Source organism: Streptomyces sp. NPDC001450, assembly GCF_053597295.1.
In genome coordinates this window covers 1-24,627 of sequence record NZ_JBSFHY010000058.1, presented here as the reverse complement: position 1 = coordinate 24,627, position 24,627 = coordinate 1, and the positions used below count along the sequence as shown (strand labels likewise).

Genomic DNA, 24,627 nt, shown 5'->3' with positions numbered 1-24,627 from the left:
TCCCAGCGGTCGGCGCCGTGTCGAAGGTGTGGAATCTCGTGCGCCCCTGCCTGCCGCGTGACCGACCCCGTCGGCAACGTCCCTCAGCGTGGCGTTGAAAGTGTGGAATCTCGTGCGCCCCCTGTCGACCGCGTCATTGGTCGCGTCGACGGCCTGCAGGAGATGACGGCTGGCGGCAGGCGGCCGTCAGCGAACACAACCCGCCCGAGAGCCCTGAACCGCCCGCCGACCTGCGGTGGTGAGTGAAGCAAGGCTCACTTACCACGGCCGCAACCCACTTACCACGCCGCTTACCACGAGGTCAGAGGCCACTTACCACGACTGGTCAGCACGGAAGTTATGACCCTGTGACGCCACTGGGTCCCTGGTGGCAAGCGGGACGGTAAGAGCCGGGACGAAAGGTGTGGGCACAGACCAACCCCTCTGCACTGTGAGGAGCAGTCCATGCCCGCCTCCCTCCCACCTCGCGACCGAAGCGGCCGGTCGCGCCGCGAGCCGGCCGCCACGAGCCCGACGGTGCGCCGCACACGGACGCTGCCCGTACGCCGCACCCGGCTGGTGCGCGCGGCGGTCTGGGCCGCCGTGGCCGCCGGCCCGCTCGCGCTGATCGCCAGCTGCGCGCACGACGACCCGCCGGTGCACGCCCAGCCCGCGCCGGTGACCCGGGCCGCCGATCGCAGCGAGGCCGCAGCCGACCCGGCCGGGTACGCGGAGCTGGTCCTCAGCCTGTGGCTGCGCAGCGGAGTCGGCGAGGACTCCGCAGCCGCGCGGCAGCTGCGCGCCTTGGCGCCGTCCGTGCAGCCCCCGACGTGGGGCGAGCATGCCCCAGCCGTCGAGCGCCTGGCCGCGGTGCGCACTGCCAAGCAGGCGGACGGCGCATGGTCGGTGACCGTCGCTGTCGAGTTCAAGGACTCCGCCGCGGGGACCGCCGAGCAGGGCATCGTGCGGTACTTCGCGCTGCCCCTCGTCGCCACGGACGTGGGCAGCGCGCCCGGCTCGAAGCAGGCCTTCGCCGTCACCGACGCCCCGGCCGAGGTGGCCGGTCCCACCGTGCTGGACGAGCCGGACGACCCGTATGGCACGCAGGTGCCAGCCGGGTCGGCTCTGGCGTCCACCGTGGGGGAGTTCCTGAGCGCCTACCTGGGAGCCGAGGAAGGCGCCGAGCGCTACCTGGCCCCGGGCACCACGCTGCCCGCGCTGTCGTCCGCAGCGTTCACCGCCGTGTCGGTCGACGGGTTGCAGGCCGCCGGTCGTACAGACGGCACGGTCGGCGAGGACGGCACCACCGTGCGGGTGCAGGCACAGATCACCGCTAAGGACACCGACGGCGGGCAGTGGCCGCTGGCCTACGCCTTGGAGCTCAAGGCCCGCGACGGGCGGTGGGAGGTCGTCGCCTTGCAGTCCGGTCTGGAAACCGCCGGTGGCACCAAGACCAGCGGCACCCGCGCCAGTGCGACCGCACTGTCGACTACCACGCCGCAGCCCGTCGTACTGCGCGGCACCAACGCGCACGCGGGCGCCCGTGTCACCGATTGGGAGGTCACCCGATGACGCATCTGATCCTCGCGGCCGAGCTCGACGACATCGGCAACCACCTCCTCACAGTGGGCAACGGCTGGGCCGAGAAGTCGCTCAAGCTCGCTCTGCTGACCATCGTCGTCGGCACGGTGATCAAGAAGCTCTCGATCAAGGCTGGCATCGGTACCCTGATCGGCCTGGTCATCGCCAACGGCATCTACGGCGCCCGCACCGACATCTCCGACGCGGTCACAGACGAGGTGACCCACGTCAAGGGCGCTCCAGCCGTGCACGCACCTCTGGTCCCCGGCCCCGGCACACCCGCCCAGCGGACATCGGCGGCTGGTGAGCGCGCATGAGTTCCCTATTGGCCCTTGGCGCCCTGCTCGGCGCCGTCGCCACCCTGCTTGCCCTCGCCGTGCACCGGCGGCTGACCCGCACCCCGCACTGCGGCTGGTGCGCGACCGCGTCCGGCTGGCCCACCAGCGACCACGACGCGAGGCAGTGCCGCGGCTACGTCCAGGAGCGCCGCCGCGAGCGGCTGCGCGACATCGCCCACGGCCGTACCGTGCCGGAGCCGAGCCCATGGGGCGAGGCGTGGCTGCTGCCCGAGGAGATCGCCCAGCGCGCGGAGGCTGACGCATGAGTTCCACTGCCGCGGCGCCTCGCGTCGGCCGCAGCTACACCCGCGCCCGCCGCCACCCTTGGGTTCTGGGCAAGGTGGGCGACTGGGTGCTGCCGCTCGGACCCTACACCCCCACCCAGCTGGTCATCGCCGCTGTCGGAATCTTCGTGCTGATCAAGACCTTTGCCTGGTGGTCGTTCCTGGGGCCGGCACCCGTCGTCGGTCTCGGCGTCGCGGTGTGGATGGCCCGCGCCACCCGCATCGGCGGCCGCTCCCCGCTGTGGATCGCCTACGGGTGGGTGCAGTACGTCCTGCAGCCCAAGAACGGCCGCATCGGCGGCCGCCCCGCCCGCGAGCGACGCACCCGCGTCCTGCACGGCACCCTCCTCATCGAGGACACCACGCCCGACCCGGGCCTCGATACTCCCGGAGCGCAGGCGACCGCGGCCGCGAAGACCCGCACCCGCACCCGTGGCCCGCGCCCCTCGGCAGCTGCCTCGGTCCGGCCCGTACGGCGCCGCTCCGGTCGGCGCCGCACGGCGGCTCCACGCCCCTCGAGCCCGGCCGTCCGGCCGGCTCCCACGCCCCTGCAGCAGATGCTGCGTGCCCGACAGGAGGTCGGACGGTGAAGCTGGCCATCCGTCACATCGTCGACAACCTGGTGTGGTCCACCTCCGGCACGGTGTGGGCGATCTGGTCGCTGACCCCGCAGGGCTCGAGGTACATGGACGAGCGGGCCCGCGAGGAACTGCAGTACCGCGTCACCTCCCTGGTGCGCTCCCTGCCCGGCGGCGCCCGCCTGTACGGGCTGTGCGCCCGCGTCGACCCCGGCGAGGTCATCGCCCGCACCGTCGAGGGAGTCGACTACCGCCGGCACCCGCACTGGGCCGAGGTCGCCGACGCCCAGCTGCGGCTGCTGGCGGGGGAGGACCTTGCCACGCCGGTGGAGATGCACCGGCGCACCCTGTGGCTGGCCGTGCCGCTGGAGAAGCCCAGCGCCCGCGCGGAGCTGTCCGCGGCCTTCGCCACGGCATGGGCGGAGCTCGCCAGCATGCTGGGCCTTCCCCCAGCGCCCGTGTCGGCCGACGAGGTCGCCGACGTCCAGCAGCGCGCCCGCCAGATGGCCGCCGAGCTCGGCGGCGGCCTCGGACTGATCCCGGCCCGCCCCGCGGAGATCGTGTGGATGCACCAGCACGCCGTCGCGCGCGGCCTGGAGGAGCCGCTGCTGGCCGAGGCCGAGCGCTCCGCGATGCGGGGCAGCCGCCTGGTCAGCGGTGCCCTGCGGGCGCCCTCGCACGCCGACCTCGGCGAAGTGCGGCTACTGGAAGGCGGCTTCGACGACGAGCCGGAGACCGCGGCCGGCCGCAGGGTGTCGAAGAAGCCCGCCGGCTGCAGCCGTGGCAAGGGCCACAGCAGCATGACAGGGCGGCGGTGGCTGCAGGTGGAGTCCGAGGCCGGCTGCTCCTACCAGGCCCACCTGGCGCTGGCGGAGATACCGCGCAAGTTCACCGCCCACAGCGGGGACTTCTTCGCCTGGCTGGACCGCTTCCCCTTCCCCGTCGACTGGGTGGTCGACATGAAGCTCGTGCCGACCGAGAAGGTCGCGGAGGAGGTCCGCAAGAAGAAGCGGGATCTGGTCGACCAAGCCGACCAGTACGCGGCGCAGCGCGAGACCGGGCTGCCCGAGGACATGCACGACGCCGCCGAGGACCTCGGCGACCTCGGGGCGCGGGCTGGGCGCAACAGCGTCGAGGCCGAGGTCCAGTCCGTCACCGTGTTGACCGTCTGGGGCACCACCGCCGCCGAATGCGACGAGCGCGCCGGACGCCTGCACGCCCGTCTGCGCGGCTCCAACTTCCGGCTGCAGCGGCCACGCGGCGGCCAGGAGGAGCTGTTCACCCTCACCCTGCCGGCCACCACCAGCCCCGCAGCCACCCGCCAGTACACCCAATACGAGCTGGGCGAGGACTGGGCCATGCACGCCGCCCTGACCGGGCACGCCTTCGGCGACCCCACGGGCGCCATGATCGGGTTCTCCCAGGACGTCGGCACCGTCACCCCCACCCTGCTCGACATCGCCAACGCCCCCGTCCACAACGCCTCGGCGTCGTTCGGAATCGCCGGCGACCTCGGCGGCGGCAAGAGCGTCCTGCTCAAAATGATCTCCTCCTCCGTCGTCGACCGCGGCGGCCGCGTCATCGCCATCGACCGCACCAAGCGCCGGGAATGGGCCCGCTTCGCCTCCGCGGCCGCCGCCGGCCGTTGTCAGGTCGTCGACGCCGCGAAAGCCGAACTGTCCATCGACCCGCTGCGCGTGTTCGACGACCCGGCCGTCGGCGCCCGCTACGCCCTGAGCTACCTGACCGTGCAGCTCGGCGTGGGACCGATGACCGAGCACGGCGCCCTCCTGAAGAAGGCCGTCAAGCAGGCCGCGAACCACTCCTTCCCCTGCATGGCCCAAGTGCTTGTCGCACTGGAGGAGATGGCCGAGGGCGAGGGGCCCCGCGCCGAGCGCGCCGCCTCCCTCGTCGAGTGGCTGCAGGTCGCATCCGACGAACCGCTCGCCGCCGCCGTCTTCGACCCCGAACTGCCGCCACTCGACCTCGTCTCCGACGTCAACAGCGACTTCGTGGTGATCACCACCAGCGGACTGAGCCTGCCGCCCAGGGAAGCGGTCACCAAGCCGGAGCTGATGCGCACCCAGCCACTGGAGGCCCTCATCGGCCGGGCCGTGCTGTACCTGATCGCGGCGATCGCCCGCGAAGTGGCCTTCGCCGACTCGAGGTTCTGCCTGATCCCCCTGGACGAGGCGTACTGGCTCACCTCCTCCGCCGAGGGCCAGGCCCTGGTCGACGAGATCGTCTTCGACGGCCGCAAGCACGGCGCGGGAGTGGGCCTGGGCTGCCACGACGTCCTCGAACTCGGCACGTCGACCGCGCGCGGCCTGCTCGCCTACCGGTTCCTTTCCCGCACCGCCGATCCCGTCCTGGCCGCGCGCGGCCTGGAATGGCTCGGCCTGCCCGGCGACGACGAGGCCCTGCTGCGCATGGTCACCACCGACCTGTCGCCGTTCGGCCAGGCCGAGCGGGCCGGCGAATTCCTCGCCCGCGACCCGCGCATGCAGATAGGCCGCTTCAAGGCCCTCGTGCCCGCCGTCGACCGGCTGATGGCCGAGATCTTCACCACCCCCGACGACACCGCACCCGCCCAGGACACCCCCGGTCCCTCCGCCCTTGCCGGACCTGCCCGGTGAACCGGCGGCCGACCCCGGCCGACCGCCGCCCGGCCCGCCCCTGAGGCGCTTACCAACCGCGCCGGCCGCACTTACCACGCCTGGCCTGGCCGGGAGTTATGGCCCTGTGACGCCCCGGCGCCCCTGGTGGCAAGCGGGGCGGTAAGCGCCGCGGCGAACCCTGGGATCACCAACCCACCCCTCCACTTCCGAGGAGCCTCCATGTCCGCCCGCCTCCTGCCCCAATGCTCTCCCGGCGCCTGGGCGATCGACTCCGGTCCCCACCATCAGACCGTCACGATCACAGTCCCGCACCAGGCCGCGCACGCTGTCGACGCGACCGCCACGGGCGGGCCGGAGCGGGCCGCGAACGACGCCTTCGCGCGCCGCCGCAGCGGCCGTGCCGCCCTCGTCCTGGCGCTCGTCCTCCTGGCCGTGGCCGGCATCGTGACCGCGCTGCTGCTCGCCCACGGCGTCCCCGACGCCTGGTGGCCCCACACCGGGCACGCCTTCACCCCGCGCGGCACGACAGCGCAGCACAACGCCTGCGATCTGATCGCTGGGCCCGCGCGTGCCTACTGCCAGAAGACCGACCCGTCCCACCCGGCGGACCTCGCACATCACGGCATCAGCCCGACCGGACTCCTGCTCCTGATTCCCGTCGTCATCGGCATCGTGTTCCTGCTGAGCCTGCACCGGAGGCAGGCGTGAAACCGACAACCCGCACCTGCTGGCGGGCGACGGGAACCGTCGTCGCCCTGACCGTGCTGCTGACGGCGATCAGCAGCACTCCCTCCTTCGCCGCAGACAGCTCCTCGGGTGGTCTGCTCGACCCGCTGAACGTCAACACCCCTGAGGGCTTGCCGATCGACCGCTACGAGCTGACCGCCGACGAGGACGGCCCGATCGACACCGTGCTGAAGTTCTGCCTGTCCGGGATCTTCGCCCTCAGCCGCACCACCGTCGGCTTCAGCTGCTGGCTGATCAACTGGGCCTACAAATTCCCCGTTCTGAACAAACTCAACGGCCCCGCCCAGCAGCTGTCCGACACCTACCAGGTCAAGATCATCGGCCCGCTCGGACTGGCCGGGCTGTTCCTGTCCTGGGCCTTCGTCTTCGGACTGGTCCTGATCATGCGCGGACGAGTAGCCCGCGGCATCGGCGAGATCACGCTCACCCTCCTCATCGGCGCGCTCGCCGCGACCAGCGTCGTACGCCCCGCCATGCTGCTCGGCTACAACGGGCCCATTCAGCAGGTCCAGCGTGCCGCGCTGGAAGCGGCCACGATCACCGCCAACGCTGGCAGCAGTGACAGCGACAACGACGGCTCCTGCAGTCTGATCGCGGGCCCCGCCCGAAAGGCCTGCCTCGACGCGGCCAAGGACACAGAGGCCAGGGAGGCCAAGGAGCGGGCCAGGCAACGCGAGAAGAACTGTGACCTGATTGCCGGGCCGGCCCACGACGCCTGCGTCAGCGGCGAGCCCGCTCTCAACGCCGCCGAAGTGTCCAAGCCGATCACCCGCACGCTCACCGACACCCTGGTCGTGCAGCCCTACATGCTGCTGGAGTACGGCCAGACGATCGAGAAGGACAGCCCCCTCTACAAGGTCCACAAGGAAATCGTCGACCCTCCCAAGCCCGAAGACGGCCCCTGCAAGTACATCGTCGGCCCCCTCAAGGAGTATTGCCAGCGCGATCACGGCGTCAAGGCAGCCGAAGGGAAGTTCGAGAAGCTGGGGGACGAGGGCAAACTCGCAGCGTCGACCATGAAGAAGGTCACCTGGGAGCGCACCATCGGCGCGCTGCTGGTCCTGGTCGCCGTCCTCGTCATCGCCATCGTCATCATGGCCATGGTCATGGCCCTGTTCGCCGCCCAGTTCGGTTGTGTGATCGCTGCCGTCTGCGCAGTCTTCGTCTTCGCCTGGGCCATGCTGCCCGGCCCGAACCGAGGCGTGCTGTGGCGGTGGGTGGGCTACTACGCCTCCGCCGCGGTCATCCTGTTCGGCGTCTCCGTCTTCATCCCCGCCTTCGGCATCGCCGCCAGGGTTCTCCTGGCGAACAACGAGACGCCCTTGATGGAACGGCTTCTCAGTCTCATCGGCCTCGCCATCACTGCCCTGGTCATGCACCGCATCATGCTCCGCAAGGGACACAGCCTCGGGCACCGCATCGCCGAGCGCATGCGCTACGCCCGCATCGGCGGCAGCACCACCATGGACCCTCAAGCCGCTGCCACCGCCGCAGCCCTCTCCTCCGTCACCTACGGAGGGCAGGCGGGAATCGGCGGCTCCGGCGCCCACGCCTCCTTCCTGAACCGCCACGCCGGCCTGGTCTCGGGTCTGCGTGCCCTGAGCGACTCCACCGGCCTGCCCGGACATCCCGGAGCCTTCCTCGCCGAGGGCCTCGCCGAGGGCCGCCGAGCGCTCGCCCCCCTCGCCCTGGGCATGCGCACCGCTCACGCCGCCCTGATCGGCCCCAGGCGTCCGAAGCAGCAGCTCACTCCCGTGGGCCCGGACGGACAACCCCTGCCCACGCTCATCGACGGGAAGACCGGCCGCATCATCGACAACAGCGCCGACGGCGTCATCCCCGTGGGTGCCCGACTTGAAGCGGGCCTGCGCCGCACCCGGGCCGGCCGTGTCCTGGTCCGCAGCGGCAAGCTCGCCTACCACTCCACGGTGGGGCTGCCCGCCACGTGGACCCGCGTGCGCCGCGGCGCGAGCGAGATCACCGGCGAACTCCATCGGGAACTCGGCCGCCAGAACAACCACTACCGGCACGTCGCAGACCAGTGGACAGCCGACACCCGCGACGGCGCACGCGACCTCACCACCCCAGTCCGCCGCAGCTACGAAGCCGTCACCGAACCCATCCAACGAGCCAACCGGCTGCGTAACTGGCAGCAGACCTGGCTCGACGAGAACGGCCGCCCCCACTACTACGGTGGCCCGCCCACCGACGACGGCCACGTACCGGACCACGTCTGGATTCGGCGCCACCCCTGGGAGCCCGACCCCTGGGACGGTCACGCCTGGGATGGCGACCCGGAGGCGGATCGGTGAAGAAACTCGGCTGCGCCGGCCTCGCCCTCGGCCTGCTGCTGCTCACCCCTGTGTTCCTCGTACTCTTCGCCGCCGCCCGAGAACAGGACGCCCCCGACATGGAGACCGTCGGCAAAGTCTCCGGAATTCCGGCACGGATGCTGGACGCCTACCAATCAGCGGCCGCCCAACTGCCAGACCAAGCACCCAAATGCAAGGGCATGACCTGGGCGATCCTGGCCGGCATCGCCAAGATCGAAAGCAATCACGCCACAGGACGGAAGATCGCCCCCAACGGCGACATCACGCCGCACATCCTGGGACCAGTCCTCGACGGCTCCGGCACGGGTGGCAACACGACAGCCTTCCCCGACACAGACAACGGCCGCTGGGACGGAACCGCCACAGCCGAACGCGCCGTCGGCCCCTTTCAATTCCTCCCATCGACCTGGGAGAGCACGGGACGCGACGGCAACAGCGACGGCACGAAGAACCCACACAACGCCGACGACGCCGCCCTCGGGGCTGCCGTCTACCTCTGCGGGAACGGCCGCGACCTGACCGACCGATCCCAACTCAAGGCCGCCATCCTTCAGTACAACCACTCCGACGCATACGTCGCCGATGTTCTGTCCTGGATCGACCGCTACAGCCAGCTCGGCGACGGCACCATCCGCATCGGCTCCAAAGCCACCGGCGACGCCCGCACCGTCATCAACGCCGCCCTCGCGGAGATCGGCACCCCGTACTCCTGGGGCGGTGGAAACGCCAAAGGTCCCACCAAGGGCACCTGCTGCTCCCCGAGCGGCAAGTCCGGCACGAACACCACCGGCTACGACTGCTCCGGACTGACCACCTACGCCTACGCCCAGGTGCGCATCAACCTGCCGCGCACCGCCGCGCAGCAAGCCAACGTCGGCCAGCGCATACCCGCCAGCCGGGGCGTAGGCGCACTGAAGCCGGGTGACCTGGTCTTCTTCGCTGTGGACGCGTCCAGTCCCAGCACCATCTATCACGTCGGGATTTACCTGGGGGACGGTCAGATGGTCAACGCCGCCCGGCCAGGGACCAAGGTGCGGACCGAAGCGGTCTGGGATCACGGGTACGCGGGGGGTGCACGACTGCTGTGACCGCCAACACTCGTACAAGGCGCATGCCGTCCGTCCTCCTCCCTCTGCTGGGAGGCGCCCTGTGCTTCGTGCTCGGCTTCGCACTGCTCCGGCCCGGCGCGCCCGGAGGCAGCCGCGTCGACCACGGCGTTATCCAGGCACAGCCCGCTCCGCCCACTGCGTCCCCCACGGTCTTGCGCACCGCGCCGAGTCGCACGGTGTCCGCCATCCCGTCCACGTCGGCATCCGCGAGGGTTAGTGGAGACCCCGGTCCGGTTCCCATTCCCGGCGACGGGCCTGCTGGCGACTACGCGGTCCAGGAGCTCCTGGACCGCTCATCACCCCCTGACCTGCCGCACGCTCAGGAGGTGAAGCTCGTCGACCTCGCCTCACGCATCTGGCGAGCTGAGGCCACGGGTATCGGCAGGGAGAAGTGGCCGGACTACTTCGGCGACGAGCCGCTGCGCGCCCCGTACCGCGATGTACGGATCCAGGCAGGTATTGCTCGCACCGTCGGCAGCAGCCCCGACCGCGCCCGAGTCCGCCTCGTGTGGGCGGGAGTTGACCCCGCTGGCGATGAAGAGGACGGACGACTGGCCCAGGTCGTCTTCATTCGACACAACTCGGCCTGGCACCCGATTCGGTGATGACCACAATCCGTCGACCTGCGAGAATTTGTGGTCCTGTGTGTATCGGGTTGCGACAAAGGACTACCGGAACCGGCTGGGCTCTTGACGCAGCGTTTATGTACCGTGACAGGTGCGCTGTAGAAGCAGAGGGTGATCGCCGCAATTGGGGCAGATGGCGCCAACGTGCTGATTCATGCAGAAGAACACAGTGGCTACTCGGCCCGCAAGGGCCATACGGGGAGGACGACTTGACCACCGCACCACACTTGCGCCGTCGCCGACCCTCGCACGTACGGCTGGGCGTCATCGCGATCGCGTTGGGATCCCTCGCCACCGTGACCGGATGCGGTCACAGCAGCGACGACGCCAAGACACCAGCAGCCTCGACGCCAGCACCGACGGCATCACCGTCCACGTCTCCGACTGCCGACCCCGAGGATGCCGTCAAGGAGGCCTACAAGCGCTACTGGGAAGAGCAGGTCAAGGCGTACGCAAAGGGTGACGCGAAGGGCACCCAACTGAGCGTGTACAGCGGGGCGCTTGCTCTCTCGAAGACCGAGGATGACCTCAAGGACCTGCGGGCGAAGGGCATCGTCACAACCGGTGCGCCCAAGCATGACGTTGAGGTCACCAGCTTCAAGCCGAATGAGAAGGTCCCCCAGGCGAAGCTCACGGACTGCCTGGACACGTCCACCTGGAAGTTCCTGTACCGCGACTCCGGCAAGCCGGTGGAAATGCCGAAGGACCGGCTTGTTCGTTACGTGACGAAGATCGATGCGGAGAAGTGGGGGAAGCAGTGGAAGGTACTGAACGTCGATCAGCAGCAGACCGCCTGCTGAAGTCCGTCGGCCTGGCCCTTCCAGCTGCGCTACTCGCCACTCTGGTACTGCCAGCGACCGCCTTCGCGAATCCCTCCGACGGCGGCTCCTGCGACGGAGCAGGCCAGTGGATCATCTGCAAGGCCGACGATGACACCGCCTCACCGGGGCATCATGCCGAGCCCTCCGGCAACGGGAAGGGCAGTAGCAAGCCACCGGTGTGCACTTACAAGAAGATGGAACCCCAGCCCCCGGCTGGCAGCGAGTACCGCCTCGGGCACGGCGCAGATGAAAAGGGCGCCATCTACATCCGTCACTGCACTCTGACCAGCAAACAGGGCGGCACTATGCCTGATGAGCAACTGGTCTGGGTCGCGGACGGTCAAAAGCCACCTGCCGTTGACCCTAAGGCGGTGGCGCAGATGGCCGTCGGCAAGATGAAGCTCGTCGGTCCTGACATTGCTAGCCCGCGAGCAGCCGGAAAGTACACCGTCGGCATCCCTCTGTGGATGTGGGTCCATCAGAGCCCCACCACTTACGGACCCAACGAAGCGAGCGCGACCGCTGGCGGTGTGACTGTCACCGCCACCGCCAAAGTCACGAAAATCGTGTGGAACATGGGAGACGGTTCCACGGTCACGTGCAATGGTCCGGGCACGCCCTACACCGCGTCCAAGGGCATGGCCGAGTCGCCGACCTGCGGCCACACCTACTCCAAGACCTCTGCTGATGCGGGCGGCAAGTTCAAGCTGACTGCCACGTCGACCTGGTCGATTGACTGGGAGGTCGCCGGGGGCGGCGCGGGTGGACAGTTGACCGAGGTCCGCCAGTCCCAGGTCCAGGTGGTCGTCGGTGAGCTGCAGGCCGTAGGCAGCTGAGCAGCTGACATGACGTCTGTTTCAGAAAGGCAAGCATCGTGAGCAACACGGCGGCTCCGGCCACCCCAGCAGGCCAGGTGCCCGCGGCGACGCCCAGTCAGGTGCCGAGCGCGGCGGTCGGGTTCCGGGCGCGCCGACGACGGCCGGGCATGTACGCCCTGGCGGTCGCGCTGATCGCCGCGGGCGGCGGAGGCGGTCTTCTCGCCTACCAGGCGACGGGAGAGCGCTCGCCGGTCCTGGCCGTTGCCCACGAGGTTCAGGCTGGCGACGTGATCAAGGATTCCGATCTGGTCGAGGCGTCGGTGTCGCTGGACCCGGCGCTCAAGCCGATCCCTGCCTCGCAGCGTGGCCAGGTGGTCGGCAAGCGCGCCGCGGTGGCCCTGGTGCCCGGTGCCCTGCTGTCCAAGGGACAGGTCACCACCCGCACGCTGGTCAAGCCGGGGGAGCGGCTGGTGGGCATCGGGCTGAAGCAGACGCAGATGCCGGCCACCCGGCTCTCGCCCGGTGACAAGGTGCTGGTGGTCTCCACACCCTCCGATGGATCCCAGAGCACGACCGGCAACGACAAGAACAGCTCCTCCCCGAAGTCGATTCAGGCACGCGTCGTGCGGGTGGGGGAGAGGCAGCAGAACACCAACGAGCAGGTGGTCGACGTCGCCGTGCCCGAACAGGACGGTCCCGCGCTCGCCGCGCAGGCCGCAACCGGTGACGTCGCGCTCGTGGTGGACGCTCCCGGAGGCTCCTGATGGCAGTGATCACTCTGGTCGGGCTGCCGGGCGCGCCCGGGGTGACCAGCACCGCGCTGGCGCTGCTGCGCGCCTGGCCGCTGGATGATGGCCGGCGCATGGTGCTGGCCGAGTGCGACCCCGACGGCGGCGCGGTGCTGCCGGGAGCGCTGCAGGGCCGGGTTGCGGCCGACCGCGGCCTGCGGAACCTGACCGTCTCCTCCCGTACGCAGGAATTGGTCGCCGCGTTCTGGCCGCAGCTGATCGCCCTGGAGAATGACGAGCGCCGCTCGGAGCGCAACCGGCTGCTGCTGCCCGGCCTGACCGCGATGTCCCAGGCGGCGAGCCTGACCCCGGTGTGGAGCCAGCTCGCCGACCTGTTCGCCGGCATCGACAACCACGGGCACGACGTCCTGGTCGACCTCGGCCGCGGCGGCGCGTTCGGCCCGTCCGGTGTGCTGGCGCTCAGGGCGGATGCAGTGCTGATGGTCATGCGCGGCACGGTGCGCAGCCTGCACAACGCCCACTCACGCATCAGCCAGCTGCGGGCGCTGCTGGACGGGGAGAACGGCCGCGGATCGGGCTCCCTGGGCATCCTCCTGATCAAGCAGGGCCCCTACGGCGCCCGCGAGGTGGAGGACGAGCTCGCCGCTCCCGTCGTAGCGACCCTGCCGTACCGGCCGGAGGAGGCCGAGGTGCTCTCCGACGGTGCGCCTGAGGGGCGCGGCTTCCTGAACGGCAAGCTGATGAGCGCCGCACGGGATGCGACCACGCCGATCAGGCAGCGCGTGGCCTCGCGCCGGGCCCGGCTCGCCTCCCCGCTGCACCAGAGGCTGATGAAGGGAGTGACCGGTGCGCGCTGAGAACATCTACCCCGCGCCCGTTCCCCAGCCGTACGCCGCCGTACCCACGCCGGCAGCGGGGCACGATCCGCGCCGCGCCGCCGGGCAGGCCGCATCCCCTGCGATGGTCAACGACCGCGCCGTACCCCGCGTGCACATCGACGCCCAGGCGGCCGGCGAGATCAAGCGTCGCGTCAACAACCAGCTGCTCGCCGAGGCCAAGTCCAACCCCAACCTCGTCGGGCCGGCCCGCGAGCAGCGCGGCCGCGCGCTGATCAATGAGCAGGTCGCCGTGTGGGGAGATGCGGCCCGCGTCTCCCGCGAGGTCACCGCGGCGGACGAACACCAGATGGCCGCGCTGGTCTTCGACATGCTGTTCCGGGCCGGCCGTCTGCAGCGCTACCTCGACGACGACCGGGTCGAGGACATCTGGATCAACGGCCACGACCAGGTGCACCTGAAGTTCAGCGACGACACCGAGCCCGTCCCGGCCGACCCGGTAGCCGAGTCCGAAGAAGAACTCCAGGACCTCGTGCGCGACCTGATCCGCAACAGCGGTCAGAGCGGCCGCACGTTCTCCACGGCCAGCCCCGACGTGGCGCTGCGCCTGCCGGACGGCTCGCGCCTGCAGGCCCTCCACCCGGAGATCACCGGCGACCGTACGTTCGTGACGATCCGCCGCCACCGACTGCAGGACGCCACCCTCCAGGACCTCGTCCACCGGGGCACCATGGACGCCACCATCGCATCCCTGCTGGGCGCGTGCGTCCGCGCCCGCCGCAACGTCATGGTCGTGGGCGAGCAGTCGAGCGGGAAGACCACCCTGCTGCGCGCGCTGATGAAGGAGATCCCCCAGCACGAGCGGTTCGGCACCATCGAGACCGAGTTCGAGCTGTGGGCCCACAAGAACGGCTACCACACCCAGGTGGTGCCGATGGAAGGGCGCGAGTCCAACGGCGAACGAATCGACGGCCGCGCGGTCGGTGAGATCACCCTGCTCGACCTGATGTACCGGGCGAAGCGCATGTCGCTGAAGCGGGTCGTGGTCGGTGAGGTCCGCGGCCCGGAGGTCACCGCGATGATGCAGGCCCTGACCAGCGACCGGCCCGGCAGCATGTGCACGATGCACGCCTCCGAGCCGCACGTGGTGTTCGACCGCATCGCCGAGCTGTACCTGCTGGCCCGCGGCAACTTCTCCGAGCAGCTCGCCTACCGGCAGATCGCCAACGGCTTGCACTTCATCGTCTTCATGTCGGTCGACGAGTCCAGCCCCGTCCCGCGCCGACTGGTCAGCCACGTCTGGGAGATCACCGGCATCGGCGAGAACGGCCGGCCCGCCTACAACGAGATCTGCCGCCCGGCCAACGAGTGGGACCTGCGCGCGGTCCCCGCGGCGCCCCTCTCACCACGCTCTCGGCGCCGCCTGGAACTGGCCGGCTTCTCCAGCCACTTGCTCGACCAAGCCGCCGCCTACCAGGGGGTGGGCGCATGACGACGGCACTGTGGTGGATGCTCTGCGGGGCGCTGCTGGCCGGCGGCCTGGTCGCGGCCGTGGTGGCCACCGTCGGCACCACCGCGCCCCCGGGACAGGGACGCCTCGCCCGCTGGCAGGCGCAATGGTCGGGCGGACCGGACGGGAAGCAACGCATCGCCCGCCGCCGGACGTTCGCCGCCGCCGCGGCCGTCACCACGGCCCTGGTGTGGCTGTTCAGCGGAGTGTTCGTGGCCGCGGTCCTGCTCGGCGCGGCCGTGATCGGGGTGCCGTGGCTGCTGTCCCCGGCCGCCTCGGTCAAGGGCCGGATCGCCAAGCTGGAGGCGCTCGCCGACTGGACCCAGCGCCTGTCGGAGATCCTGCGCCTCGGCTTCGCCCTGGAGCAGGCGCTGATCACCAGCCGGAAGAACCCGCCCGCGGCGATCGAGGACGAGGTCAGCGAACTCGCCGACAAGCTGAAGGCCGGCTGGCTACCGGTGGACGCGCTCAAGGACTTCGCGGACCGGCTCGATGACGTCACCGCCGACAAGGTGTGCGCCGGGCTGATGCTGTGCGCGGTCGACCCGGGCCCGGGCCTGGCCCAGGTCCTCGAGGACGTCTCCGCCTCGATCCGGGAAGAAGTCGCCCAGCGCCGCAAGATCGAGTCGGACCGGGCCAAATCCCGCAGCGCCGTGCGCACGATGACGATCATCAGCCTCTGCCTGGTCCTGGGCGGATTCCTCGTTCCCTACACCGCCCCCTACAGCTCCCTGCTCGGCCAGCTGGTCCTGGCCCTGCTGGGCGCCGCGTTCGCCGTCGTGCTGTGGTGGACCCGCCGCCTGGCCAGCCACGACCCGGTGCCCCGCTTCCTGATCACCGACCCGCGCAGCCGGGTCAAGCAACCGGAGCCCACCGTCGAGGAGTTGGCCGCATGAGCGTAACCGGATCCCTCGCCTGAAGGCGGGGGCATTCAGCCCGTTGGGCTGAGGCCCGCGTGTTACCAGACCAGCCAACACATCAAGGAGGTGAACGAGTTGGCTACGTTCCGTGCAGGACAGAAGATCCACCAAGCTGTGCTTCCTCAGCAGCTTGCTCTGGAATTCGAGTCAGCAGACAACCTTGGGATCAGGGACGAAACGGGGCTCGAAGCCGCCACCACAGCGGACCCGAGCACGGGACACGGTCGAGAGGAGACGTGCGGCGGTTCACCTGCCGCTGCACGCGTCACCCCCGCGCCTTCCGAGGCCGGGGAGCAGGGACGTGAGTCCCATCCCTACGTGTTCGTCCTTGACAAGCACGGCCACCCGCTCCAGCCCTGCCCACCGGCACGGGCCCGCCAGTTGCTCAGGAACGGACGTGCTGTTGTCCATCGGCACACGCCGTTCGTCATCCGCCTCAAAGACCGCACTGTGCAGAACAGCGAGGTGGACGGTGTCGAGATAGGAATTGACCCCGGCAGCAAGCACACCGGTCTCGCCGTGTTCACCGCCCAGGCCGGGGAACGCCGGGGGCGGTACACCGTCCAACTCGACCACCGCGGCCAGCAGATCAAGAAGAAGCTGGAACAACGCGCCGCCTACCGGCGCGCACGGCGGTCCCGGAACCTGCGCTACCGGACCCCGAGGTTCCTCAACCGCCGGCGCCCCGACGGCTGGCTACCCCCGTCCCTCCGCCACCGTGTGATCACTACCGTGTCCTGGGTGGACCGCATCTCCAGCTGGGCGCCGGTCCGCGCCGCGCACGTGGAACGAGTCGCCTTCGACACGAATGCTCTGTCTGCTGGCCAAAACCTTGAAGGAACTGAGTATCAGCAGGGCACCCTGCACGGCTACGAGCTGCGCGAGTACCTCCTTGCCAAGTGGGGCCGCACGTGCGCTTACTGCGGCGCGACCGGCGTGCCGCTGAACATCGACCACATCCATCCCCGCTCACGCGGCGGGACGGACCGCGTGTCCAACCTGTGCGTGGCGTGCGTGCCCTGCAACCAGGCCAAGTCCAACCGCCCGGTGGACGACTTCCTCGCCGGGAAACCGAAGCTCCTGGCCAAGCTCCTCGCGCAGGCCAAGACGCCCCTCAAGGACGCCGCCGCTGTCCAAGCGGTGCGCCGGGTCCTGTGGTGGGAACTCGACCAGCGACTCCCCACCCATGTCGGCTCTGGGGGGCGCACGAAATACAACCGCACCCGCAGTCACCTGCCAAAGACCCACACCTTGGACGCGCTGTGCGTGGGCAAGCTCGTCGTTGTGACGGAGACCATCACCACAGTCCTCGTTGCCGGATGTACCGGGCGGGGCACGCACTGCCGGACCCGCACCGACAAACACGGCCTCCCGAGACTGCGCCTGCCCCGGCAAAAGACATTCCACGGATTCCAGACCGGCGACTTTGTCCGAGCCGTAGTCCCCTCGGGGAAGAAGGCCGGAACGCACACCGGGCGCGTGGCTATCCGGGCCAGCGGCAGCTTCAACATCGCCACCGCCACCGGCACCGTCCAGGGCATCCGGCACAAGTACGTACGGATCCTCCAGCGAGCTGACGGCTACGCCTACACCACCACGACCGAAAGGACCCCAGCGCCGGTGACGTGCAGGAAGACGCGGCCGGACGCCGGATCGCCTGGGAGGCGATCCGGCTATCCCTGCCCTGCCCCGCTGGGGCTCCGTTTCCTCCCCCGCCTGACGGCGGGGCTATCCACGGAGGAAGCCTGATGACCGCCCTGGTTGTCTGCGGCGTCCTCGTCGGGGCCGGCGTGGCGCTGCTGGTGCGCGAGCTGGTGCCCTCCGCGCCCAAGCTCGGCCCCACCCTGCGCCGCCTCGACCCGCCCGCCACCCGCCCCGGCGACCGGGCCCGCCGCGCCAACCCCTCTACCGCCTGGGCCGGCCGCTGGGCGGAGCGGATGCCTGGCACGCTACCGCGCACCGACCTGGACCTGCTGGGCCAGACGCCCGAGCAGTTCCTGGTCAACAAGGTCGCCCTCGCCCTGCTCGGCCTGCTCGCGCCGGTCGTCCTGGTGGTGGGCTGGACCCTGATGGGCCTGTCGGTCTCGCTGCTCATCCCCGCCGGCGTCGGCGTACTGCTTGCCGCGTTGCTGTGGTTCGTGCCCGACTGGGGCGTGGCCAGCGAAGCCGAAAAGGCCCGCACCGAGTTCGCCTATGCGGCCGCTGCCTGGATGGACCTGGTCGCCACGCGCATGGCCTCCAACGTCGCGGCCGACCAGGCTCTGGAGGACGCCGCACGCATCGGCCGCGGCTGGGCCTTCCTGCGTATCCAAGAAGCCCTGCTGCGTGCGCGCACGGAGAAGTCCTCACCGTGGCAGGCCCTGGACGACCTCGGCACCCAGCTCAACCTGACCGTGCTGAACGACGTTGCCGACATCATGCGCCTGTCCTCCGACGACGGCGCCAGCGTCTACGACACACTCCGCAACCGGGCCAAGGCCCTGACCAACGAACTGCTCACGGCGGAAGCTGCCCGGGCCAACGCCGACAGCGAGAAGTTGCACGTTCCGGCAGCGCTGCTCGCCGTGATCGTCATGATCGCCGTCGCGTTCCCCGCCGTGCTGAACGTCTTTTCCATCTGACCATCACGCACCCACCCACCGGTGCGACCAGAAAGAACAAGGGGACCTCTCGTGGACAAGCCGCTGCTGAAGGCACAGATCGCCGTGGCCCGGCAGGCCTCAGCGCTCCGTACCCGCCTCGACCAGGCCCAGGAAGAGATCAAGGCCCGCGGCGACCGCGGCGACAGCCCGGTCTCCACCGTCATCATCATCGTCGCCATGATCGTGGGCGCCCTGCTCATCGCCGGAGGCCTGGCCGCCCTCTACGCCAAGGCCAATGGCAAGCTGGGCAGCATCGACCTCGGCTGACGCACACGACCATGAACAGAGTGCTGTCGCTCCACGAACGCGACCGGGGCTCCTCCCCGATCCAGGTGGCCATCATCTTCCCCTTCGTCATCCTGCTGACGCTGGCCGCGGTGCAGGGCTTCCTGTGGGCCTACGCCCGCAACGTCGCCTACACCGCCGCCCGGGAAGGCGTTTCGGCTGGCCGGATGTACGAGGCCGGACCGGCGGACGGGGCTGCCAAGGCGCAGGACGCGGCGGCTTCGCTGGGCGGCAACATCCTCACCGAGCCTCAGGTTTCCACCGCCGGCAGCACTCAGGAGCGCATTCGTATCCGGGTCCAGGGACAGGCCATCTCCCTGGTGCCCGGCGTGGGCGGATGGACCGTCAGCGCCACCGTGTCCGGGCCCATCGAGCGGTGGACCACGGCACAGGGAGGCGGATGATGCGCCAGTTCCTCACCGGCCGCGACAAAGACCGCGGCGACGTCGCGATCGAAGCGGTCATCGTGGTGCCCCTGCTGCTGGCCCTCGCCCTGGTGTTCATCGCCGGCGCACGGTTGTCCATCGCCGGACAGAAGACCGATGCCGCCGCCCAGGCCGCGGCCCGCGCTGCCTCGCTGGAACGCACCCCGGGCGCCGGCCAGGCCGCCGCCCGTCAGGCGGCCGAGGACTCCCTCACCTCGCAGCAACAGGGCTGCTCCACCACCAGCGTGCGGGCGAACACCAGCGGACTTGCCGCACCGGTCGGACAGGTCTCCCAGGTCACCGTGACCGTCTCGTGCACCGTCCCCCTCGGCGACTTGTTCTTCCTCGGCGGCGGCCCCGGCGTCCGCACCGTGACCAGTTCCTTCACCTCGATCGTTGACGCCTACCGGGAGCGCGGATGACCCGCACACAGCGCCGCCCCTCACGGTGGACCTGGAACGACGACCGCGGAGGCGTCTCCGTCTTCATCGCCATCATCGCCGTCCCGCTGCTGTTCCTCGGCGGCCTGTTCGCCGTCGACGCCTTCGGCGTCACCCGCGCCCACGAACGCGCCGACGCCGTCGCCACCGAAGCCGCCCGCGCCGCCGCCCAGGCCATCGACCCGACCCAGGCCATCACCGGCAAGGCGATCGTCGCCAACCCCCAAGACGCGGCCGCGGCCGCCCGCGCCTACCTCAGCAAGGCCGGCGTCACCGGCACCGTGACCGTCAGCGGTGACGGCCACCGGATCACGGTGACCGTCACCGACACCTACACCGGCAAGTTCGCCCCCAAAACGTGGACCGTCCACGCCACCAGCTCCGCCTCGCTGCTGCACGGGATCACCCAACCCGAGAAGGACTGAATCGGATGCCCAAGACCCGATCCCGCCCCACCGCGCCCGCCGGGCGCCGGCCGCTGCGCCTGCTGCGCGCCCTGGCATCCGTGATCGTCCTGTGCGCCGTGCTGGCCGGCCTGCCCTGGCTGCTGTGGCAGGCCACCACGGCGATCTGGGACTCGGGCAGCGATGCCTTCGCCCACCTGCTCACCCGCCCCGACACCGGCGCCGCGTTCATGCTGGCCCTCTGCGTCGTCGGGTGGATCAGCTGGGCCAGCTTCGTGCTGTCCCTCCTGCTGGAAATCCCCGCGCAACTGCGCGGCCGCAGCGCCCCGCGCCTGCCCGGCCTGGGCGTCAGCCAGCGTGCCGCAGCCACCCTCGTCGGCGGCATCATGCTGCTGTTCACCACTGGCACCCTCGCCTCCGCCGCTCCCGCCTCCGCCACCGTCACCGCCTCGGCCGACCACCATCCCGGCCCGACCACGCAGGTCACCGACCACACGCCGACGCAGCAGACAGCCCCGGCCGAGCAGACCACCAGCCGCACGCAGACCCAGCAGACCTACACCGTGCGCAACACCCGCCCGGCCGAGAGCCTGTGGAGCATCGCCGAAAAGCTCTACGGCCACGGCGAGCTCTACACGAAGATCGCCGACGCGAACGAAGGCCGCACCATGGTCGACGGCAGCGTCTTCCACGCGACCGCCCCGATCCAGCCGGGATGGATCCTGCAGCTGCCCGACGAACCGACCACCGGCCTTGCCACGCAGACCGACCACACAAAGCCGGCCGACGCCGCCAGCACGACGTCGTACACCGTGCACACCGGCGACAACCTGTGGAACATCGCCGAGGACCAGCTGGGCGACGGCACCAAGTACATGAAGATCTTCGAGGAGAACCGCGGCGCCCCGCAGCCCGGCGGCACCACCCTCACCGACCCGGACGAGATCCGCCCGGGCCTGAAACTCGACATCCCACACGCGACCGCCCCAGCGCCCGCACACCCGGACCACAACGGCTCCAAGCCGCCGTCCAGCAGCGGCGGCCAGGACGACGAGCACGCCTCCGGCCACGCCGACCACGACGAAGAACCGGCCACCCCCGCCCCGCACACCGCCAAGCCCGAGCAGGACCAGGACGCCACCGCCCCGGCAGCACCTGCCCCTTCGGCCTCTACCGAGCACACGGCCAAGCCCACGGCCCCTTCAGCATCCCCCTCGGCCTCCGCGCCGTCGGCCTCAGCCCAGCAACAGGAGCCGGCTCCGACCGCCTCCTCCCCGGCGCCGTCGAAGACCAGCCAAGCCTCGCACACCGCCGAACCGGCCGACGAGGACAGCGACACCTCGGGCATCGGCGTACGGGAAGGGGCCGGGATCGGGATGCTGCTGGCGGGCTGCCTGCTCGTCACCGTCAGCGTCAAGCGGATGCTGCAGCGCCGCCGTCGGCGCCCCGGGGAGACGATCACCATCGCCGACGAACCCACCAGCGTTGAGAAGACGCTTCAGGCCAGCGCCGAACCGGCCAGCGTCGACCTGCTCGACCGGGCCCTGCGATCCCTGGGCAAGGAAGCCGAGCAGGAGGGACGCCCCCTGCCCGCCGTCCGCGGTGCCCGCGTCACCTCCCGCACCGTCGAACTCCTCCTCGACACCGACACCGCCGGCGAACCCCTCGCCCCCTTCACCGCAGCCGGCGCCGGGCGCTGGACACTCACCGCCAGCGACTTCACCGACGACGAGACAATCCGCAGCCTGCCGGCCCCCTACCCCGGGCTGGTCACCCTCGGCACCGACCTCGACGGCAACCACCTGCTGCTCAACCTGCCGTCCGCGCGCGTCCTGATGCTCGACGGAGACGACGACGCCGTACGCGACACCGCCCGCGTCATCGCCCTCGAGGCCGCCACCAGCACCTGGAGCGACCACGCGGAGATCCTCACCGTCGGCCTGGGCGACGAGCTGCCCGCCCTGCTGCCCCAAGGCCGCCTGCGTGTCGTCCCGCACCTGCGCGCCGCCCAGAGCGACCTCGGCGAGCTCCTGCTCGAATACCACCAGCGCGACGACGCCGACGAGGACCTGACCCCACTGCCCTGGCTGCTGATCTGCTCCGCCGACGCTGCTGAAGCCGACACCCGGCAGCTCGCCGGCGCGCTCGCCACGGCCCACGACCTTCCCGTCGCCCTGGTGCTCCCGGCTAAGGACGCCGGCGACGCGTTCCCCGACGCCGTACGCCTGACCGTCGGCACCGACACACCTCAGCACCTCGACGTCCTGGACAGCGACGTCATCGTGCAGTCCCTGACCGAAGAGGAGTACCGCGAGTTCCTCGGCGTGCTTCACACCGCGCAGGAACCGGCGCGCCCCGCCGAGGGCCCGTGGACCCTCGTGCCGCCCGTCTCGCTGGACAAGCCCGCCGAGACGAGCACGCCCGCAGCCGCCTTCGCCGGGCCGGCCGCCGTACCCGACACACCCTTCGCGGCGCTGGCCGGAGCCGCCGCGGCGCACCCGAACAACGACTTGGTCCGCGTCCTGACCCCCGTGCCCCCACAGCGCACCGACGGCGACGACGCCCCGGACACCACCGCAACGGCCCCAGCGGAGCCCTCCACGGCTGCCGCTGACGAGGAACCCGCCGAACCGGTCGACCTACACGCACCTGAGATCCAGGTCCTCGGACCGGTCACCGTCACCGGCATCGAGGCCTCCGGCCACGGCTTCAAACTCGCCCTGCTCGCCGCCCTGCTGTACTTCAAACCCGCAATCAGCAGCGACACCGCACGCGAGGCCATGGACCCGCGCAAGCCCTGGACGAAGAACACCCTCCAGGCCCGCATCAGCGAGCTGCGCAACCGCCTCGGCAACGACGCCGACGGCACCCTCTATCTCCCGCGCGACCGCAGCGGCAGCTACCGCCTGTCGCCCAAGGTCCGCTGCGACTGGACCACCTTTCAGCAGCGCGCCGAGCGCGGCCTCGCCAAAGGCCCCGCCGCTGGCATCACCGACTTGGAAGCGGCCCTCGCCATGGTCCGCGGACGCCCCTTCGCCGACACCGAACCCATGTGGGCGGCCGCCCGCATCCAGGAGATGCTCGTCCGCATCACTGACGTCGCGCACACCCTGGCCACCTGGCACCGCAGCGCCTCCCGGCCCGACCTCGACGCCGCCCGCCGCGCCGTCCGTATCGGCCTCGACATCGACGACAGCGCCGAACTCCTCTACCAGGACTGGATGCTGATCGAAGACCAGGCCGGTAACCGCGACGGAGTCAACAGCGCCTACAACACACTCCTCAGCATCAACAAGCGCCTCGACGTCAGCATGGAGCCCGAAACGGAACGCCTCTTCGACTCGATCATGAGCCGCAGCGCCAGCTGACCTGCAACGCGCCGCAAGTAACCGCGCACTACGACGAGGCGCACGACGAGCTGCTCGGCCTCGCCGTGCGCCTCGACCGTCCTGCGACAGGAGGACGACTCGGTCGGCCCGCACGCGACCCTGGCGCTGCACGCAGTCCGGTTCACCGCCGTGCTGGCGCGCATCCCCGGCGCGAAGGTTGGCAGCCACACTGAGCAGTCCCGGCGGGGGAGGGACAGACACCTGTGACGGCCCCCGCCGGGCCCCGGGGAGAGGACGGCGGACGCGGGTGATGACGGGGGTACTAGGGTCCGCTCGGTGGAACAGTTGCTGATCATCGTGGCCGCTGCCCTGTGGGGCGGCGGTACAGGCCTGCTCATCTCCAGAGCGGCGTACCGGTTCTCCGTCGCTCCGGACGAGTCGTGGCGGACAGCGTGTCCGGCCGGGCACCCGATCACCGGCCTGGGACGGGGATGGGTCGGGCGAGCCCGGTGCGCCGACGGATGCCAGTACGGCCCGAACACCGCGCTCGTTGCCGCGATCACCGCACTTGCCTGCGCCACCCTCGCCGGTGCCGCCGGTGTTCGGCCCGAACTCGGCGTCTGGCTGCTACTCGCCCCCGTCGGCGTCCTGCTCGCGGCCGTCGACCTCGCGGTACACCGTCTGCCGGACGTGCTGACGCTGCCGCTCGCCACGGCCACGCTCATGCTGCTCGCCGTGACCACGCTGCTGCCCGGCGCCAAGGGCCGCTGGACGACCGCTCTGCTCGGTTCCCTCGTCCTCGCAGCCGGCTACTTCATCCTGTTCCTGATCAGCCCCAAAGGCGTCGGCTTCGGCGACGTGAAGCTCGCCCTTTGCCTGGGCGCCGTCCTGGGCTGGTACGGCTGGGCCATCGTCCTCGCCGGCACCTTCGCTGGGTTCTTGCTCGGCGCGTTTTACGGTGTCGGCCTCATCCTCGCCCGCCGCGCCGGACGCACGACCAGCATCCCCTTCGCTCCGTTCCTCCTTGGCGGAGCCCTCATCGGGATGCTCCTAGGCGCCCATTGAGAACGTGGCAGAAGCCTCAGCTTGATCCTTCGGCGTTCCGAACATAGCGAGCAGCGCGAGCAGATCATGGACCCCGCGCAGATCAGGGCCATGAGTGGCTATGTGCACGAGTTGCGACAGCGGTTGTTCACCGTCTCGGGAGGCGGCCGGATCAGTCCTGGGGCGGTGTTCACGAGAACGGGAGGCACCC

The 24,627-nt window shown here is 70.4% G+C and carries 23 protein-coding genes; all 23 read left to right on the top strand.

Annotation, left to right across the window (positions count from 1 at the left end; genetic code table 11):
* Positions 1–444: 444 nt before the first annotated feature.
* Positions 445–1,551: a conjugal transfer protein gene (locus ACWC5O_RS40815; protein WP_450591403.1), complete on the top strand. Its 1,107-nt coding sequence runs from the start codon at positions 445–447 to the stop codon at positions 1,549–1,551.
* Positions 1,548–1,877, top strand: a complete 330-nt coding sequence (locus ACWC5O_RS40810; RefSeq protein WP_450591402.1) for a hypothetical protein — start codon at positions 1,548–1,550, stop codon at positions 1,875–1,877. The genes ACWC5O_RS40815 and ACWC5O_RS40810 overlap by 4 nt, the downstream gene beginning before the upstream one ends.
* Positions 1,874–2,164 (top strand): hypothetical protein, encoded by a 291-nt coding sequence (locus ACWC5O_RS40805; protein WP_450591401.1) that lies wholly within the window; start codon positions 1,874–1,876, stop codon positions 2,162–2,164. Before ACWC5O_RS40810 ends, ACWC5O_RS40805 begins: the two co-directional genes overlap by 4 nt.
* A complete protein-coding gene (locus tag ACWC5O_RS40800) occupies positions 2,161–2,772 on the top strand; it encodes a hypothetical protein (protein WP_450591400.1) in 612 nt (203 codons plus the stop codon). The genes ACWC5O_RS40805 and ACWC5O_RS40800 overlap by 4 nt, the downstream gene beginning before the upstream one ends.
* Positions 2,769–5,396: an ATP-binding protein gene (locus ACWC5O_RS40795; protein WP_450591399.1), complete on the top strand. Its 2,628-nt coding sequence runs from the start codon at positions 2,769–2,771 to the stop codon at positions 5,394–5,396. The genes ACWC5O_RS40800 and ACWC5O_RS40795 overlap by 4 nt, the downstream gene beginning before the upstream one ends.
* A gap of 201 nt (positions 5,397–5,597) precedes the next feature.
* Complete coding sequence (locus ACWC5O_RS40790; protein WP_450591397.1) at positions 5,598–6,086, top strand: hypothetical protein; 489 nt, start codon at positions 5,598–5,600, stop codon at positions 6,084–6,086.
* A complete protein-coding gene (locus ACWC5O_RS40785; RefSeq protein ID WP_450591396.1) occupies positions 6,083–8,437 on the top strand; it encodes a hypothetical protein in 2,355 nt (784 codons plus the stop codon). Before ACWC5O_RS40790 ends, ACWC5O_RS40785 begins: the two co-directional genes overlap by 4 nt.
* 98 nt (positions 8,438–8,535) lie before the next feature.
* Positions 8,536–9,546 (top strand): C40 family peptidase, encoded by a 1,011-nt coding sequence (locus ACWC5O_RS40780; RefSeq protein WP_450591395.1) that lies wholly within the window; start codon positions 8,536–8,538, stop codon positions 9,544–9,546.
* 347 nt (positions 9,547–9,893) lie between these two features.
* The gene (locus ACWC5O_RS40775; protein ID WP_450591394.1) at positions 9,894–10,172 is read left to right on the top strand and encodes a hypothetical protein; all 279 of its coding nucleotides are present in this window, start codon (positions 9,894–9,896) and stop codon (positions 10,170–10,172) included.
* A gap of 230 nt (positions 10,173–10,402) precedes the next feature.
* On the top strand, positions 10,403–10,993 hold the full coding sequence (locus tag ACWC5O_RS40770; RefSeq protein ID WP_450591392.1) for a hypothetical protein: 591 nt from the start codon (positions 10,403–10,405) through the stop codon (positions 10,991–10,993).
* Positions 10,951–11,850: an ATP/GTP-binding protein gene (locus ACWC5O_RS40765; protein ID WP_450591390.1), complete on the top strand. Its 900-nt coding sequence runs from the start codon at positions 10,951–10,953 to the stop codon at positions 11,848–11,850. Before ACWC5O_RS40770 ends, ACWC5O_RS40765 begins: the two co-directional genes overlap by 43 nt.
* Positions 11,851–11,999: 149 nt before the next feature.
* Positions 12,000–12,596, top strand: a complete 597-nt coding sequence (locus tag ACWC5O_RS40760) for an SAF domain-containing protein (RefSeq protein ID WP_450591389.1) — start codon at positions 12,000–12,002, stop codon at positions 12,594–12,596.
* Positions 12,596–13,438, top strand: coding sequence for a hypothetical protein (locus ACWC5O_RS40755; protein ID WP_450591387.1), 843 nt, complete (start codon positions 12,596–12,598; stop codon positions 13,436–13,438). The genes ACWC5O_RS40760 and ACWC5O_RS40755 overlap by 1 nt, the downstream gene beginning before the upstream one ends.
* A complete protein-coding gene (locus tag ACWC5O_RS40750; protein ID WP_450591386.1) occupies positions 13,428–14,909 on the top strand; it encodes a CpaF family protein in 1,482 nt (493 codons plus the stop codon). The genes ACWC5O_RS40755 and ACWC5O_RS40750 overlap by 11 nt, the downstream gene beginning before the upstream one ends.
* A complete protein-coding gene (locus tag ACWC5O_RS40745) occupies positions 14,906–15,823 on the top strand; it encodes a type II secretion system F family protein (protein WP_450591385.1) in 918 nt (305 codons plus the stop codon). The genes ACWC5O_RS40750 and ACWC5O_RS40745 overlap by 4 nt, the downstream gene beginning before the upstream one ends.
* Positions 15,824–15,913: 90 nt before the next feature.
* Positions 15,914–17,596 (top strand): RNA-guided endonuclease IscB, encoded by a 1,683-nt coding sequence (gene iscB / locus ACWC5O_RS40740; protein WP_450591384.1) that lies wholly within the window; start codon positions 15,914–15,916, stop codon positions 17,594–17,596.
* Positions 17,596–18,468 carry a type II secretion system F family protein gene (locus ACWC5O_RS40735; protein ID WP_450591383.1) on the top strand — a complete coding sequence of 291 codons (873 nt, stop codon included), beginning with the start codon at positions 17,596–17,598 and terminating at the stop codon, positions 18,466–18,468. The genes iscB and ACWC5O_RS40735 overlap by 1 nt, the downstream gene beginning before the upstream one ends.
* Positions 18,469–18,519: 51 nt before the next feature.
* Positions 18,520–18,756, top strand: a complete 237-nt coding sequence (locus ACWC5O_RS40730) for a hypothetical protein (protein ID WP_450591382.1) — start codon at positions 18,520–18,522, stop codon at positions 18,754–18,756.
* A gap of 11 nt (positions 18,757–18,767) precedes the next feature.
* Positions 18,768–19,178, top strand: coding sequence for a TadE family protein (locus ACWC5O_RS40725; protein WP_450591381.1), 411 nt, complete (start codon positions 18,768–18,770; stop codon positions 19,176–19,178).
* Positions 19,175–19,621 carry a TadE/TadG family type IV pilus assembly protein gene (locus tag ACWC5O_RS40720; RefSeq protein ID WP_450591380.1) on the top strand — a complete coding sequence of 149 codons (447 nt, stop codon included), beginning with the start codon at positions 19,175–19,177 and terminating at the stop codon, positions 19,619–19,621. The genes ACWC5O_RS40725 and ACWC5O_RS40720 overlap by 4 nt, the downstream gene beginning before the upstream one ends.
* Positions 19,618–20,064, top strand: a complete 447-nt coding sequence (locus ACWC5O_RS40715) for a pilus assembly protein TadG-related protein (RefSeq protein ID WP_450591378.1) — start codon at positions 19,618–19,620, stop codon at positions 20,062–20,064. The genes ACWC5O_RS40720 and ACWC5O_RS40715 overlap by 4 nt, the downstream gene beginning before the upstream one ends.
* A gap of 5 nt (positions 20,065–20,069) precedes the next feature.
* Entirely contained in the window at positions 20,070–23,411 is a 3,342-nt protein-coding gene (locus ACWC5O_RS40710; RefSeq protein WP_450591377.1) for a LysM peptidoglycan-binding domain-containing protein, read from the top strand.
* A gap of 297 nt (positions 23,412–23,708) precedes the next feature.
* Entirely contained in the window at positions 23,709–24,437 is a 729-nt protein-coding gene (locus ACWC5O_RS40705) for a prepilin peptidase (RefSeq protein WP_450591376.1), read from the top strand.
* Positions 24,438–24,627: the final 190 nt, after the last annotated feature.